The organism is Gammaproteobacteria bacterium (genome assembly GCA_037388465.1).
Lineage (GTDB): Bacteria > Pseudomonadota > Gammaproteobacteria > SpSt-1174 > SpSt-1174 > JARRKE01.
On the sequence record JARRKE010000001.1, the window covers coordinates 15,082 to 31,167 of the forward strand.

A 16,086-nucleotide genomic window follows, 5' to 3' on the forward strand; every position below is an offset into this window, starting at 1 on the left:
GAAAAATCAGGGCTGTTCCTCCCACAGGATCACATGGACATTACGGGGTCCATGCGCACCGAGCTGGATGGTTTGTTCGACATCGGCCGTACGCGAAGGACCGGTGATGAGATTCAGGCTGCGTGGAAACGCCCCCTGTTCCTCGAGCATCAGCCGGAAGGCATCCTCCATGTAGGGCACCACGCGTTCGGCGTCGATGACGCAGAGATAGATGTCGGGTAAAAAATTGAGCAGGGTAGGGGTCTGCCGGCTCGATCCCAGCACCAGACTGCCGGTCTCGGCAATACCCGCGAAGGCGACGCTGATCGCGACGCGGTCATGCGCCTCGAAAGGGCGGCGCAGCACTTTGAAGTCGTCCGGCCAGGGCAGCCGTTCGAGCAGGGGATGCGGCGCGAGTACCGGATCGGTTGCCGCTTCCCGGCCGGCCAGATAGCGGCGTATCTCCTTGACCACCCCGGCGGCCGTCGTGGCGCGGGCGAGCGTGCCGGCCGCGGCCTCCAACCGGCCGGCAAAACGGTCGAGCAGCGGTCCGTCCCAGTGAGGATGCAGCGCTTCCCTCGCGGGGACGTCCGTCGCACGCTCCGGTTCGCGTGTGGTGCGCCGTACGCGTTCCAGAATGTCGTCGCGGGCGCTGCTCACGATCCGGTTCCTTCGCGTCGGGTACGGCGATACTGCGCCATGAAGCTCGGTCCCACCGGTGCCGGCAGGTCGCGCGCGCGGGTCCAGGCATCGGCGAGCGGCAGCCAGCGAAAGCGCCCCTGCCGCCGTCCCAGGAGGCCGAGCAGACGCATGCCCGGACCCAGGATCCGGTGATAAAGCCGCGGACGCCGGGCCAGCCAGGCCCAGGCCTTGAGCGCATAGCGCGAACGGGGCGGCGTGAGTCGCGTCTCGAACTCCCGGATGCGATGCGCGCGCAGCATGCGCGGCAGCGGTATCGACATGGGGCAGACTTCCTCGCAGCGTCCGCACAGGGTCGAGGCGTTGGGCAGGTTGGCGCCTTCGGCGAGTCCGACCATGAGCGGGGTAAGCACCGAGCCCATGGGGCCGGGGTAAACCCAGCCGTAGGCGTGTCCTCCCACCGTGTTGTAGACCGGACAATGGTTCAGGCAGGCGCCGCAGCGGATGCAGCGCAGCATGTCGTGGAATTCGCCGCCCAGCATCTGCGAGCGCCCGTTGTCGATCAGCACGATATGAAACGCTTCCGGACCATGGGCATCCTCGGGCCGACGCGGGCCGGTAAAGAACGTCGTGTAGGCGGTGGTTTCCTGACCGGTGGCGCTGCGCGCCAGCAGGCGCAGCAGCACGCTGGCGTCGTCCAGGGTGGGCACCACCTTTTCGATGCTCGCGGTGACGATATGGGTGCGCGGCAGGGTCGCGCTCAGATCACCGTTGCCCTCGTTGGTGACGATCACGGTGGAGCCGGTTTCGGCTATCAGAAAGTTCGCACCGGTGATGCCCACGTCTGCACTGAGAAACTGTTCGCGCAGCACCTGGCGCGCCTCGTTGACGATGTCCGGCACGGTTTCCAGATGCTCGCCGAGTCCGTGCACGCGATGCGCTTCGCGGAAGAGATCGGCGATCTGCCCACGGGTCTTGTGAATGGCCGGCGCGATGATGTGCGAGGGCGGCTCGTGGGCGAGCTGCAGTATGTATTCCCCCAGGTCGGTTTCGATGGGTTCGAAACCGGCGGCTTCCAGGGCCGGGTTGATGCCGATCTCTTCGCCCACCATCGACTTGCCCTTGGCGACCCGTTTCGCACCGGCTTCCCGGCACAGGTTTACGACGATGTCGCAGGCCTCGGCCGCGTCGCGTGCCCAGTGGACCTGTGCGCCGGCCTGCGTGGCCGCCGCCTCGAAACGTTCCAGGTGTTCGGCAAGTCGGGCGAGGGTACGGTCCTTGATGTCGCGGGCGGCTACGCGCAACGCCTCGAACTCGGGCAGGGCGTCGAGCGCGCTGCGCCGTTTGACGACGAAACCGCGTCCGACGTTGCGCAGGGCCTGCTGCAACTGGACGTCGTCGAGCGCCGCCTCGACATTGTGTTTGAACGCATGGGATTGCGGGTTCACGCGGATTCCCCGTCACCGATGCCTGGCACGTCCGTCATGCCGGCCAGGACTTCCGCGACGTGATACACGCGCACGGTGCTGTCGAGTCGCTTGAGCCGGCCGGCGATGTTGAGCAGACAGCCGAGATCACCCGCCAGCAGGGTGTCGGCGCCGCTCGCCTCGATGGCGGCCACCTTGTCGCTCACCATGCGTTCGGAGATGTCCGGATACTTGACGCAAAAGGTGCCGCCGAAACCGCAGCACACCTCGGTATCACGCATTTCCTTGAGAGTCAGTCCGTCCACCGTGCCCAACAGGCGGCGCGGTTGAGCCCGGACCTGCATTTCGCGCAGCGAGGAACAGGAGTCGTGGTAGGTGACCGTGCCGTCGTAGGTCGCGTCGACGCCGGCGAGGCCGGCGACATCGGTCAAGAACTGCATGAGTTCGTAAGTGCGTTCGGCCAACGATTCGGCACGGGCCTGCCAGCCCGGCTCGTCGCCGAACAGCTCGGGATAATGCAGCCTGAGCATGCCGGCACAGGAACCCGAGGGCACCACGACGTAGGGGTAGTCCTCGAAGGTCTCGATGACCTGCCGGGCGATGGCCTTGGCATCGTCGCGGTCGCCGTTGTTGTAGGCAGGTTGGCCGCAGCAGGTTTGCATCTGCGGCACGTCGACCTGGACGCCGGCCTGTTCGAGCAATTTGAGGGCGGCGAAGCCGACCTGGGGACGAAACAGGTCGGCAAGACAGGTGACGAACAGGGCGGCGCGCATGATTTGAAGTTATTGATTTAAATGACGCATGGATGATCCTAGCGTGTGGGCGCTTGAGATCAAGCAGCTTCTGCTTATCTGCTTATGAAGCGACGTCGTTATTTATTTCTCAATCGAGATACTCGTAAGCCTTCAAGGTCAGGAAGTCCGGCAGCGTTTCGCTGTCGGTGATTTCGTCCAGTAGCCGTGCCGCCAGCGCGTAGTGTCCTTCCTCGTAGTTTTCTTCGCCGACTTCCTGGCGAATAACGCCCATTTCTTCCTCCAGCAGCTGCCGGAACAGCGCCAGCGTCACTTTGCGTCCATCGCTCAGCATGCCACCGGGATGGTGAATCCATTGCCAGATCTGCGAACGCGAGATCTCGGCCGTGGCCGCATCCTCCATCAGGTTGTGGATGGGCACGGCGCCGCGTCCGTCCAGCCAGGCGGCCATGTACTGGATGGCCACGTTGATGTTGGTACGCAGGCCCGTTTCGGTGATCTGTCCTTCGGGTACGGCCAGCAAGTCGTCGCGCGTCGGGTTCACGTCGGGGCGCTGGCGGTCGAGCTGGTTGGGCTGCGGCATGTGGGCGTTGAAGACCTCGAGCGCCAGCGGGACCAGGCCGGGATGGGCGACCCAGGTCCCGTCGTGACCGTCCTTCACCTCCCGCTCCTTGTCGGCGCGCACCTTGGCGAAGGCGGCTGTATTGGCCGCGTCGTCGCCCCTGATGGGGATCTGTGCCGCCATGCCGCCCATGGCGAAGGCGCCACGGCGGTGGCAGGTCTTGATGACCAGCTGCGAGTAGGCGTGCATGAAAGGCACCGTCATGGTGACCTGGGCCCGGTCGGGCAGGATGCGGTCCGCATGCGCGCGCAGGGTCTTGATGTAGCTGAAGATGTAGTCCCAGCGCCCGCAATTGAGTCCTACGATGTGGTTCCGGAGCTCCCACAGGATCTCCTCGAGCTCGAACACGGCGGGCAGGGTCTCGATCAGCACCGTCGCCTTGATGGTCCCGCGCGGGATGTCGAGCGCATCCTGGGAGTAGTTGAAGACGGCGTTCCACAACCGTGCTTCGCGGTGACTTTCCATCTTGGGCAGATAGAAATAGGGACCGGTGCCTTTGTCGATCAGGGCGTAGGCGTTGTGGAAGAAGTACAGTCCGAAATCGAACAGCGCACCCGGAATCGGCTTGCTGTGCACGCGCATGTGTTTCTCGGGCAGATGCCAGCCGCGCGGGCGCACCAGCAGTACCGCGGGATTGTCTGTCAGGCGGTATGCCTTGCCTTCCGGCGAGGTGAATTCGATGGTGCCGCGCACCGCATCACGCAGGTTGATCTGTCCTTCCAGGGTGTTGCGCCAGGTGGGGGAGTGCGCGTCCTCCAGGCAGGCCATGAAGCAGCTCGCGCCGCTGTTCAGGGCGTTGATGACCATCTTGCGGTCCGTAGGCCCGGTGATTTCGACGCGGCGGTCCTGCAGATCGGCGGGTATGCTGCCGATGGTCCACTCGGATTCGCGGATTTCGCGGGTTTCCGGCAGAAAGTCGGGTAGCGCGCCGGCATCGAGGGGGACCTGGCGTTGCCGTCGTGCGTCGAGCACTCCGGCGACGTCGTCCGCGAACCGCTGGTGCAATTCAACCAGGAAATCGACGGCATCGGGTGTCAGGATATCCTCGAATTCCCTGACGGATTTCGTGAATTCATGGGCCGATGCAGCTGTGGTCGCTGTGCGCATGAGCCAGTCCTCCTCCGCTTGCCGCGGGGCCGGTGTTCCGGTCCCGCGTTTACCAACCGCCCGTGCCTGGATTTTTGTTATGGCGCGGGACTTTTATTTCTTTTCATTATTTATAGCCTCTATTCGTCCAACTGCCCCGGTAATTCCCGGTCGGATGCGCGGCCCGGTGCTCAAAGCGTCATCGCCCGGGCCGTGTCCTGAGCCCTGTGCAGCCGTCGGAAGACCTCGGCCAGGGCGCCGGCATCGCCGACGTTGCCGGGGAAAATGACCACCGGCAGTTCGGGATAGCGCGGGTGGTCCACAGGGCAGCGCACGACCGAGCAGCCGGTGAGGATCTGACCGACGACACGCGCGGCGCGCAGCGCGAGGCCGCTGCTCAGCACATCGTTGGAGGTGATTCCCCCTTTGCTGATCAGAAAGCCGATGGTCGGCGGCAGATTGCGCACCACATCCATCAGGAAGGCGGACACCCGTTCGCCGAAGGCGAGGCGTGTCTGTTGGTCGGCAAAGGTCTTTTCCACCCGGCTGGTGAAGATCACCGGGGTATCGCCGTGTCCGTGCGCCAGCGTCGTGCGCTCGACAATCTCTTCGAGCAGGGCTTCGCGGTCCGTGTCGATGCGCGCCACGTCGATCTCGATCGGTACCGTGCCGCGTTCCTTCAACAACTCGCCCAGCTGCTCGGTGGTTTTTTTGACGTGCGAGCCGACGATGACGGCACCCGGCCAGCCATCGCGTGCGTAGCGCGCCATGTCCTCGGGGGCGACCGGCTGGGGCGGCAGCTTGGCCAGCGCGGTGATGATGCTCGCCGCCGAGCGGAACAGAAAACGTTTGCCGCCGCCGGCCACCTCGAGGAGCTGATCGGCGAAGCGATTCAGGTCGTCCTGCGTTTCGGCGTCCACCACGCAGCACACGTTGTCCTTGAGCTGCGAGAGGCGGGGACGCAGATCGCCACGCAGGTCGTTCAGCGTGAAGCGTTCCACCTGGCCGGCGTGAATACGACCGCGGGTTTTTTCTTCGACATAGTCAGGCAGGTAGCTGTGGTGATAGGCGAACACCGAGTCGCGCGCGAATTCGGTTTCGTGTGCGGGGACGGGTCTGCCGTCCATCACCACGTAATGCACGCTGTCGCGTGTGATGCGCCCGGCCTCGATGAACGCCGGCACGATGAAATGGGCGTCGAACGGTCCGAGTTCCTCGGCGATGACGTCCGTCTCCACCGGGTAATGGCCGCGCAGGGTGGAGTCCGAGCGGCTGATCATCAACGGGTTGATGGGACGTCCGGTCTGCGCGAGTTCATCCAGGGCCCGCTTCAGGTTGTGGCAGACCTCGCGCGTGACGTGTTCGGCCTGGTCGGCGCCCATGCCGCGGGTGTTGGTGAGTACGAAGAACAACGGCGAATCGTCCGTGAGGGCCTGCTTCAGGGTGCCGACGTCCCAACGGGTGAGCAGCAGGCAGCCATGGACCGTCTGTGATCCGGTCGGGTCGTCGTCCAGGGCGATGATCTTGGTTTCGGCCATGGCGATCTCTCATGTTCGGTGCGGCTGAACGGGGCGGCGAATCGCCGCCCCGAACGGAAACACCTTTCAGTCTGCCAGTTGCTTCACGCGCGCGACGATGTCCCCGGCGGTCATGCCGTTGAACTCGAACAGCTGATCAGGCGAAACGGTGGTCTCGCCGCGCTTCCAGGCGAACACGTCCCGCCTGGGCGCGCGCGTGCGCAGCATCACGGGCTCCAGCGAACCGCTGGCGCCGCCGGTGACGCCGACCAGGATGTCGCCGTCGAACAATGCGTTGAAATGATCATCATCCATGAAGCTGTTGTCGGGCTGCGATACGGAGTCCCATGCCACGTCGGTGGGTCGGTAGACGCGGCGCGGGTTGGCGACGGCCACGATGCGCACGCGGTGACCCTGTGCCTCGAGCTCGTCCTTGGCGGCGAACACCGGCAACAGGACCATGTCGCCGGTGACGGCGAACACCACCATGTCTTTGTTGCCTTCGGTGCTTTCGTACAGCGTCACCGCGCCTTTCTCGATGCCTTCGCGGGCCTGCTCGACTGTCGTGTGAACGGGCAGGGGGCTCTTGGAGGCGATGATCACCATGCTCTTGTTGAAGGAGTTGGTTGCCCATTCGTAGGCCACCTGCATCATGTTGGCGTCGCAGGGGAACAACGGATAACTGTTGCCGTTGCGCATCATGGCGGCAAAGTAGTTCTCGATCTCGGGGCGCTGGTGGGTCCAGCCGTTGCGCCCCTGTTCGAGCGCACCGGCCGTGAACATGCACACCACCGACGGCGTCTTGCGGCGCAGTTCGGCCATGGCCTGGGACACGGTCTGCACGATGGGCCAGCCGTTGATGGCGAAGCTCTCGTAGGACAGCCACAGCGAACGTCCGCCGAACAGGGCCAGCGCGGCGCTGAGGCCGGCGCAGGCGTCCTCGTTGAGCGGCTCGTAGACCTGACCGTTCGGCTCCTGATTGTAGAGCGGGTCCACCGTGGGATGGCGGATCTTCAGGGCATCGTTGATGTTCTTCATCGCCGAGGCCTCGTTGCCGTCGGCATTGGTCACCACGAAGCGCTTGTCCTGCTGGCCGACGTAGGCCACCAGCGCGCCCATGGCCGTGGCGGGCACCTGCTTGTCGCCTCCTTTATCGAAGGCCTGGATGGGCAGTTTGCCGAGCGGGGTCAGTTCGAGCTCGTGCTCGGTGACGGCCGTCCTGGCGGCGGGTCCGCCGCCGGCGCGGATGAAGTTGGCGCGCACGGTCTCCCAGGCCTCGGGATTCAGCGCGCGGCGCTGCAGGCCCTCGATCATGTGCGGCTGGTCGAGGGTGTCCTTGGGATACAGGTTGTGCGACTTGGAGCCGACGGTGTGCACGCCCGCGCCCTTCATCTGCTTGATGATCACAGCGGTGAGCCTGCCATCGAACGCGGAGCGTGCCGCGCGGTCCGCCCCCGCCAGCACGGCGCCGGCGAAGGCGAGCCGGTTCCGGAACGAAAAATAAGTGCTGTCGGCGTAGGCGCTGGCCTGGTCGCTGTCGTCGAAGTCCTTGGCGTCGATCAGGATGACTTCTTCAAAGCCGTGCGCCTTCCAGTAGGCAGTCATCTGCTCATTGCTCCAGGTGGAGCACATGGAATGGTGTTCCTGGCTGTAACCGTTCCAGATCAGCACGGGCAGGAAGTTGGTCACCTGCGGATAGGCGGTATGGAAGTGCAGCATGGAATTGAGCACGTAGGGTTCGCCCATGCCGCCGTCGCCGATGGTCACGGGGAACAGCTTGTCGGGGTGCAGCAACGCGCCGGCCATGGCGAAGTGCTGGCCCTGACCGAGCGGCCCGGCGGGTGCCAGCAGGCCGGGGATGGCGCCGGACAGGTGGCCGAGCAGGCCTTCGCGCTCGCGGAAGCGGGCGCGCATGTCCTCGACGGTCTTGATGCCCATCTCTTCGAGCGAGGTGTCCAGGAACATGGCGCTGTAGAAGCCGGGCGCATGGTGGCCGACCTCCGTCACGATGTTGGTATGGCCGAGCATCACCAGTGCGGCATAGGCATCGGCCGAGGAGGCGAAGCCGCCGGGATGGCCCGATCCCTTGGCGCCGGTCACCTGCAGGGTCAGATAGCGCAGGGCGTCGGCCATCTGCAGGGTCTGATAAACGGCGTCGGGGATATTCGGATCGGCGATGGCGGTCTGCTGTTCACCGATCACGGGCTGGGCGCCGTGGGTCGCGAAATCGGGCCAGGGATCGGCGAAATACTGGATGCCCTTGCAGAAAGCCGGGAACTCGATCTCCTCGGCAAGCTTGATGGGGGCGGTGCTCATGTCGGTGTCCTCGTCATCATATGAAACGGAAACGGCAGTGCCGTCGGGCATGACATGACCTTAGCCAAGGGTGTACTATTTCACAATATAGAAAGTATTTCGTATTATGGAATCTAGGCATCCGTCATATAGAATCGGTTTTGCATCATGAAAAATGAGTCTGGAAAGTCCGCATCCTCCATTCAGGTCATCGATCGCATGGCTCTGCTGCTCGAGGCCATAGCCCGTTATACGGGACCGGTCAGCCTCAAGGTGCTGGCCGCCGAGACCGAACTGCATTCCTCCACCGCGTTCCGGATTCTGGCATCCCTGGTCGAGCATGGCTTCGTCGACCGGGAAGAGGGCGGCGGCTACCGTCTGGGGCGGCACCTGCTGCGGCTCGCGTCGCGCGTGCATCCCGGGATCGACATCCGGCAGGAGGCGCAGCCGATCATGGAGGCGTTGCGCGACCGGGTCGGAGAGAGCGTCAACCTGACCATTCGCGAAGGCGACGAGGTGATCTACGTGGAGCGCGCCACGCCGAACCGCATGATGCGGGTGGAGCAGGTGATTGGCAGCCGCGCCCCGCTGCACGTGACGGCGGTGGGCAAGCTCATGCTCGGGGCGGAGGGCGAGGAGGCGATCCGCGACTATGCGCGCCGCACGGGCCTGCCGGCCTACACCCCCAACACCCTCAACGATCCTGAGCGCCTGGGCCGCGCCGGCCTGCAGGCGATGGCGCAGGGCTACTCCTTCGATAACGAGGAGGCCGAGCTTGGCGTGGGATGCATCGGTGCGCTGGTGCGCGACGCGGCCGGCGTGCCGGTGGCGGGGTTGTCCATCTCCGCCCCCATCGAACGCCGGCGCGACGAATGGGCAGCGATGCTGGTCGAGGCGGCCGATCGCATCTCCGAACGCCTCGGCTACAAAGGGGAAAAACGCGGCGAGGCGGCTACTGGGCTTTGACAAACACGCGCGGTTTTTGCACCATTGTCAATTCGGTAACGGGCTGATGCGCACTATCGCGCAGCCCGGTTAATCCAAGACAAAAACCCGTTCACTATCGATAAACAAGCGGCCCCTCGTATAGGTCGCCACTGGAGCCTTCATGCCAGACATCACCCTCCCGGACGGTTCCGTCCGCCATTTCGATCAGCCCGTCACGGTTTACGACGTCGCCGCCGACATCGGTCCCGGCCTGGCCAAGGCCGCGCTCGCCGGCAAGGTCGACGGCCATATGGTCGACACCAGTTACCGGATCGAGAATGACGCCGAACTGGCCATCGTCACCTCCAAGAACGAGGAGGCGCTGGAACTGATGCGCCACGACGCGGCGCACGTCATGGCCCAGGCCGTTCAGGAACTGTTTCCCGGGACGCAGGTCACCATCGGCCCTGCCATCGAGGACGGCTTTTACTACGATTTCGCCCGCGACGAGCCCTTCACGCCGGACGATCTGGAAAAGATCGAGGCGCGCATGCACGAGATCGTCAAACGCGATCTCCCCATCCAGCGCGAGGTGTGGGACCGCGACGAGGCCATCAAGGTGTTCGGCGAGCTGGGCGAGACCTACAAGGTCGAGATCATCGACGACATCATTCCGCATGGCGAGGAGGTCTCGGTTTATCGCCAGGGCGAGTGGTTCGACGTTTGCCGCGGTCCGCACCTGCCGAGCACGGGGCGTCTGGGCAACGGCTTCAAGCTGATGAAGGTGGCCGGCGCCTACTGGCGTGGCGATTCGCGCAATCCCATGCTGCAGCGCATCTACGGCACGGCCTGGCGCGACAAGAAAGAGCTCAAGGCCTATCTGCACCGCCTGGAGGAAGCGGAAAAACGCGACCACCGGCGCATCGCCAAGCAGATGGACCTGTTCCATACCCAGGAAGAGTCGCCCGGCATGGTGTTCTGGCACGATCGGGGCTGGACCATCTACCTGATCCTGCAGGAATACATTCGCGACAAGCTGCGGGCCCACGGTTACCAGGAGGTGCATACCCCCGTGGTGATCGACCGTACCCTGTGGGAGAAGTCGGGGCACTGGGACAAGTTCCAGGAGAACATGTTCACCACCCAGTCCGAGAACCGGGAATACGCCATCAAGCCGATGAACTGCCCGGCCCACGTGCAGATCTACAACCAGGGGCTCAAGAGCTACCGCGATCTGCCGCAGCGGCTGGCCGAGTTCGGTTCCTGTCACCGCAACGAACCGTCCGGCACGCTGCACGGCCTGATGCGGGTGCGCAACTTCGTCCAGGACGATGCGCATATCTTCTGTACCGAGGATCAGATCCAGTCCGAGGTCTCGGCCTTCATCGACCTGGTGTTCGAGGTCTACCGCGACTTCGGCTTCGAGGACGTGGTCGTCGCGCTCTCCACCCGCCCCGACGAGCGGGTGGGCGAGGATGCCCTGTGGGACAAGGCCGAGCACGCCCTCGAGCTGGCGCTCAACAACAAGGGGCTGGACTGGAACCTGCAGTTGGGGGAAGGCGCCTTTTACGGGCCTAAGATCGAATTCGTGCTCAAGGATTGCCTGGGCCGTGCCTGGCAATGCGGCACCATCCAGGTCGATTTCTCCATGCCCGGCCGGCTGGATGCCCAGTATGTGGGCGAGGACGGGGAGCGGCACGTGCCCGTCATGCTGCATCGCGCCATCCTGGGTTCGCTGGAGCGTTTCATCGGTATCCTGATCGAGCATCACGAGGGCAAGCTGCCGCTCTGGCTGGCGCCGGTGCAGGCCGTGATGATGAACATCACCGATCGCCAGGCCGAATACGCCCTCGAGGTGGAGAAATTCCTGAAAAAACAGGGGATCAGGGCCGTTTCCGACTTGAGAAATGAGAAAATAGGCTTTAAGATTCGCGAACATACGCTGCAACGCGTGCCCTACCTGTTGGTGGTCGGGGATCGCGAGGCAGAGGATCGAACAGTGGCCGTGCGCACGCGAGCCGGCGAGGACCTGGGTAGTCTCGGGTTAGAAGCCCTGGGCCAGCGCCTCACCGAGGAAATCGCGAGCCGCGGCCGCTCTGTTTTGGAGGAATGACGTATTAGCGCGACGAAATCGCACAGGCTCAACGACGAGATCACCGCCTCGAACGTCCGGTTGATCGATGCCGAAGGCGAAAACGTAGGTGTGGTCTCGCTGGACGACGCCCTGAAAAGGGCCGAAGAGGCCGAGCTCGATCTGGTCGAGATCGTCCCGAACGCTGAGCCCCCGGTCTGTCGGGTGATGGACTACGGCAAGTTCAAGTTCGAGGAGAGCAAGAAGCAGCAGGCCGCGCGCAAACGGCAGAAGCAGATCCAGGTCAAGGAAGTGAAGTTTCGTCCGGGTACGGACATCGGTGACTACAACATCAAGCTTCGCAACCTGACCCGGTTTCTGGGCGACGGCGACAAGGCCAAGATCACCATCCGCTTTCGTGGACGGGAGATGGCGCACCGCGAGCTGGGCGCCGAACTGCTCAAGCGGATCGAGAAGGACCTGGAAGAGATCGCCGTCGTCGAGCAGTTCCCCAAGATGGAAGGGCGGCAGATGATTATGGTCATGTCGCCCAAGAAGAAGTAATTCTTAACGATTTCAATATGATAGCGTCCTCGGCCACGATGCCGGGGCAGTAATGAGGTAGTCAAGATGCCCAAGATCAAGACGAACCGTGGCGCGGCCAAGCGCTTCAAGCGTACCGCTTCCGGCGGCTACAAGTGCAAGCAGTCGCACCTGCGCCACATCCTGACCAAGAAGAGCTCCAAGCGGAAGCGTCAGCTGCGTTCGGGCGCCCAGGTGGCGGCTGCCGACGTGCCGCTGGTCCGCCAGATGATGCCTTACAACTAAGAGGTACGGGACATGCCCAGAGTAAAACGTGGTGTGACGGCGCATGCTCGTCATAAGAAGGTTCTGAAGAAGGCGAAAGGCTATTACGGCGCCCGCTCGCGCGTCTTCCGTGTTGCCAACCAGGCGGTCACCAAGGCCGGCCAGTATGCCTATCGTGACCGTCGTCAGCGCAAGCGCCAGTTCCGCGGCCTGTGGATCGTGCGCATCAATGCCGCTGCGCGCCAGTTCGGTCTGTCCTACAGCCGGCTCATCGACGGCATGAACAAGAGCGGTATCGAGATCGACCGCAAGATCCTCGCGGATCTCGCCGTGCACGATATCGCCGCGTTCGGTCAGATTGCCGACAAGGCCAAGGCCGCCCTGGCGAACTGATTGACGGTACGTGCCGATCGTTGCCCTGAGCGACGATCGAAACCAGTCGAACTGCAGACAAGGGGAAAGGCCTAGGCCTTTCCCCTTTGTTTTTTGAGTCTAGGGGAGTCGTTGAGCTTGAACGAGATCGAGCAACTGCGCGCGGAGGCCGTGTCGGCTGTGGAGTCAGCCGGCGATATGGCCGCGTTGGACCAGGTGCGCGTCCACTACCTGGGTAAGAAGGGCAAGCTGACCGAGTTGCTCAAGGGGTTGGGGCGGCTGCCGGCCGACGAAAGGCCCGCCGCGGGGCAGGCCATCAACCAGGTCAAACAGCAGGTCGCCGAGATCCTGGAGTCGCGGCGCAGCGCCCTGGAGGCGGAGAAGCTGGCCGCCCGGCTGAGCGCCGAGTCCGTCGACGTCACGCTCCCGGGCCGCGGCCAGTCCGCGGGCAATCTGCATCCCGTCACGCGCACCATCCAGCGCATCTCGGCCTTGTTCACGCATATCGGTTTCCAGGTTGCAGAGGGGCCGGAGGTCGAGGACGACTTCCACAACTTCGAGGCGCTCAACATCCCGTCGCATCATCCTGCCCGTGCGATGCACGATACCTTCTATTTCCCGGACGGGCGCCTGCTGCGCACCCACACCTCGCCGGTACAGGTGCGCGTCATGGAGCATTCCCAGCCACCGCTGCGGGTTATCGCGCCGGGGCGTGTGTACCGCTGCGATTCGGACCTGACCCACAGCCCCATGTTCCACCAGATCGAGGGACTGATGGTCGACGAGGGCATCAGCTTCGCCGATCTGAAAGGTGTGCTCAGCCAGTTCCTGCGCGCCTTTTTCGAGCAGGATGACCTGCGTACCCGCTTCCGTCCTTCCTACTTCCCGTTCACCGAGCCCTCGGCCGAGGTCGACATCCAATGCGTGATGTGCGGTGGCGAAGGCTGCCGCGTGTGCAGTCACACCGGCTGGCTGGAGATCATGGGTTGCGGCATGGTTCATCCGGCGGTGTTCTCGCACGTGGACATCGACAGCGAACGCTACACCGGTTTCGCCTTCGGTCTGGGCGTGGAACGCATGGCGATGCTGCGCTACGGCGTGGACGATCTGCGTCTCTTTTTCGAGAACGACCTGAGATTCCTGAAACAGTTCTAAAGCCGCCGACGGGGCAGGGCCTCGTCTGCGGCAATAAAGCAGGGTAGAGCGAGCATGAAATTTCCGAATTCCTGGCTGAAGGAGTGGGTCGAGCACGGTCTGACGCCTCAGGCACTGGGCGACCGTCTCAGCATGGCGGGGCTGGAGCTTGATAGCCTTGAGCCGGCCGCGCCCGCCTTCGAAGGCATCGTCGTCGGGCGGGTGACCGAGATCGCGCCCCATCCGGATGCCGACAAGCTGCGGGTCTGTCAGGTCGATGCCGGTACCGGGAGTCCGCTGCAGGTCGTCTGTGGGGCGGCCAATGTCCATGCCGATATGCTGGCGCCGTTTGCCCAGGTGGGTGCCCGCCTGCCCGGCGGCATGACCATCCGCAAGGCCAAGCTGCGCGGCGTGGAGTCCAGCGGCATGCTGTGCTCCGCCAGCGAACTGGGGCTTGCCGAGACCTCCAGCGGCCTGATGGAGCTGCCCGCCGATCTCGAAGTCGGGCAGGACCTGCGCCAGGCGATGGGTCTGGATGACGCCGTGCTCGAAGTGGATCTCACCCCCAACCGCGCCGATTGTCTCAGCCTTGCCGGCGTGGCACGCGAAGTGGCCCTGCTGAGCGGGCGGCCGCTGAACGAAACCGAGATCGAACCGGTCGAGCCGGCCTGCGAGGCCGAGCTGCCGGTGGAGATCCAGGCCCCCGAGGCCTGTCCCGTTTACGTGGGGCGGGTGATCCGGGGCGTCGATCCGCAGGCGGTCACGCCGCTGTGGATGCAGGAGCGCCTGCGTCGCTGCGGGATCCGTTCCCTGGGCCCGTTCGTCGATGTGACCAATTACGTCATGCTCGAGTTGGGCCAGCCGATGCACGCCTTCGATCTGGCGCAGATCAAGGAAGGTATCCGCGTGCGGATGGCGCAGGCGGGGGAGGAGATCGTCCTGCTCGACGGCCAGACTCTCAAGCTCAATCCGGATTGTCTGGTGATCGCCGACGCCGGCGGCCCCTTGGCGCTGGCCGGAGTCATGGGCGGCCAGCACAGCGGGGTGGGCGCGCAGACGAGCGACATCTTTCTCGAAAGCGCCTTTTTCACTCCGGAGGCCATTGCCGGCCGTGCCCGCCGCTTCGGGCTGCATACGGATTCCTCCCACCGCTTCGAACGCGGCGTGGATCCGGCGCTGCAGGCCATCGCGGTTGAGCGGGCCACGGCCTTGATCCTGCAGATTGCGGGCGGTACGCCGGGTCCGGCCATTAAGCAGGCTTATGAATCAAAATACGATAAAAAACAAACTCTTACGCTAAGAAGTTCAGGTATTGAACGAGTTCTTGGCGTGGTGCTGGACGGCAAGGAGGTCGAGACGATCCTGCGCGGGCTTGGCTGCGAGATCGAGCCGGCCGAGGGCGGCTGGTCGGTCATCCCGCCGAGCTGGCGCTTCGACCTGTCCATCGAGGTGGATCTGATCGAGGAGCTGGCGCGGGTCCACGGTTATGAGGCCATTCCGGCGGCGGTGCCGATCGGCGGCCCCCAGGCGATTGTCGGGCGTCCGGAACGGATTCTGCCCCTGGACATCCTGCGCGAGCAGCTGGTCACCCTGGGCTACCAGGAGGCGATCACCTACAGCTTCGTGGATCAGGACATCGAAGCCCTGCTGGCGCCGGACTCGGACAGGTTCCACCTGGCCAACCCGATCTCCAGCGAACTCTCCGTCATGCGCAGCTCCCTCTGGTCGGGCCTGCTGCGCGCCCTGCAACGCAACCTGAATCGCCAGCAAGCGCGTGTCCGTATTTTCGAGTCGGGTCTCAGGTTTGTTATGCAAGCCAATGAATTAAAACAAATAAATACGCTTTCTGGGCTGGTTTCAGGAGCGCGTTATCCTACCCAGTGGGGCGAGGCTGCGGCGGACGTCGACTTTTACGATCTCAAGGCCGACCTCGAGGCCCTGTTCTCGCGGGCTCGCCTGTCGGCACGCGATTACGTGCCGTTGACCGACAATCCTGCGTTGCACCCCGGCCAGGCCGCCGAGATCCGCATCGACGGTCGGTGCGCCGGTTGTCTCGGGGCGTTGCATCCGGAAATCGAGGCTGCGCTTGATCTGGCGGGCCCGATCTACCTGTTCGAGCTCGATCTCGATACCTTTGACGTTGGCCAAGTCCCTGCTTTTGCACCACTTTCGCGTTATCCCGCTATCCGGCGCGATCTGGCGATTGTGGTGGACGAGAAGGTTTCCTACGCCCAGCTGCGCGACGCAATTCAGGCTGAATCTATTCCCGAACTTCAGGATTTTTATGTTTTTGATGTATATAGAGGGGAGGGCGTACCTAATGGTCGAAAAAGTTTCGCTTTTAGCTTGATTTTACAGGACTTATCGCGCACCCTTAGTGACGAGGACGTGGAGACGATCGTCTCGCGTCTCATCTCTCGGTTGGGGGCAGACGTCGGCGCCGAATTAAGGGTATAGT

The 16,086-nt window shown here is 63.8% G+C and carries 13 protein-coding genes; 7 read left to right on the top strand and 6 right to left on the bottom strand.

The features are described 5' to 3' along the window. Positions 1-6 precede the first annotated feature (6 nt). From P8Y64_00085 to P8Y64_00110, 6 genes are all read right to left on the bottom strand, one after another. On the bottom strand, positions 7-639 hold the full coding sequence (locus P8Y64_00085) for an LUD domain-containing protein (protein ID MEJ2058873.1): 633 nt from the start codon (positions 637-639) through the stop codon (positions 7-9). Further along, positions 636-2,066 (bottom strand): LutB/LldF family L-lactate oxidation iron-sulfur protein, encoded by a 1,431-nt coding sequence (locus P8Y64_00090; GenBank protein MEJ2058874.1) that lies wholly within the window; start codon positions 2,064-2,066, stop codon positions 636-638. The genes P8Y64_00085 and P8Y64_00090 overlap by 4 nt, the downstream gene beginning before the upstream one ends. After that, a complete protein-coding gene (locus P8Y64_00095) occupies positions 2,063-2,818 on the bottom strand; it encodes a (Fe-S)-binding protein (protein ID MEJ2058875.1) in 756 nt (251 codons plus the stop codon). Before P8Y64_00095 ends, P8Y64_00090 begins: the two co-directional genes overlap by 4 nt. 109 nt (positions 2,819-2,927) lie before the next feature. Continuing rightward, the gene (aceB, locus tag P8Y64_00100) at positions 2,928-4,526 is read right to left on the bottom strand and encodes a malate synthase A (GenBank protein MEJ2058876.1); all 1,599 of its coding nucleotides are present in this window, start codon (positions 4,524-4,526) and stop codon (positions 2,928-2,930) included. A 170-nt stretch (positions 4,527-4,696) separates the two neighbouring features. After that, entirely contained in the window at positions 4,697-6,043 is a 1,347-nt protein-coding gene (locus tag P8Y64_00105; GenBank protein MEJ2058877.1) for a four-carbon acid sugar kinase family protein, read from the bottom strand. A 66-nt stretch (positions 6,044-6,109) separates the two neighbouring features. Next, a complete protein-coding gene (locus P8Y64_00110; GenBank protein ID MEJ2058878.1) occupies positions 6,110-8,338 on the bottom strand; it encodes a phosphoketolase in 2,229 nt (742 codons plus the stop codon). Positions 8,339-8,485: 147 nt separating this feature from the next. Between P8Y64_00110 and P8Y64_00115 the strand changes: the two genes are divergently transcribed. From P8Y64_00115 to pheT, 7 genes are all read left to right on the top strand, one after another. Beyond that, complete coding sequence (locus tag P8Y64_00115; GenBank protein ID MEJ2058879.1) at positions 8,486-9,283, top strand: IclR family transcriptional regulator; 798 nt, start codon at positions 8,486-8,488, stop codon at positions 9,281-9,283. Between the two features lie 142 nt (positions 9,284-9,425). Then, positions 9,426-11,357 (top strand): threonine--tRNA ligase, encoded by a 1,932-nt coding sequence (gene thrS / locus P8Y64_00120; GenBank protein MEJ2058880.1) that lies wholly within the window; start codon positions 9,426-9,428, stop codon positions 11,355-11,357. Positions 11,358-11,360: 3 nt separating this feature from the next. After that, positions 11,361-11,879, top strand: a complete 519-nt coding sequence (gene infC, locus P8Y64_00125) for a translation initiation factor IF-3 (protein MEJ2058881.1) — start codon at positions 11,361-11,363, stop codon at positions 11,877-11,879. 66 nt (positions 11,880-11,945) lie between these two features. Next, positions 11,946-12,143, top strand: coding sequence for a 50S ribosomal protein L35 (gene rpmI, locus P8Y64_00130; GenBank protein ID MEJ2058882.1), 198 nt, complete (start codon positions 11,946-11,948; stop codon positions 12,141-12,143). A gap of 12 nt (positions 12,144-12,155) precedes the next feature. Next, positions 12,156-12,515, top strand: coding sequence for a 50S ribosomal protein L20 (rplT, locus tag P8Y64_00135; protein ID MEJ2058883.1), 360 nt, complete (start codon positions 12,156-12,158; stop codon positions 12,513-12,515). Between the two features lie 117 nt (positions 12,516-12,632). Next, the gene (pheS, locus tag P8Y64_00140; GenBank protein MEJ2058884.1) at positions 12,633-13,649 is read left to right on the top strand and encodes a phenylalanine--tRNA ligase subunit alpha; all 1,017 of its coding nucleotides are present in this window, start codon (positions 12,633-12,635) and stop codon (positions 13,647-13,649) included. A 54-nt stretch (positions 13,650-13,703) separates the two neighbouring features. Continuing rightward, positions 13,704-16,085, top strand: coding sequence for a phenylalanine--tRNA ligase subunit beta (gene pheT / locus P8Y64_00145; GenBank protein ID MEJ2058885.1), 2,382 nt, complete (start codon positions 13,704-13,706; stop codon positions 16,083-16,085). The last annotated feature ends 1 nt before the right edge of the window (position 16,086 follow it).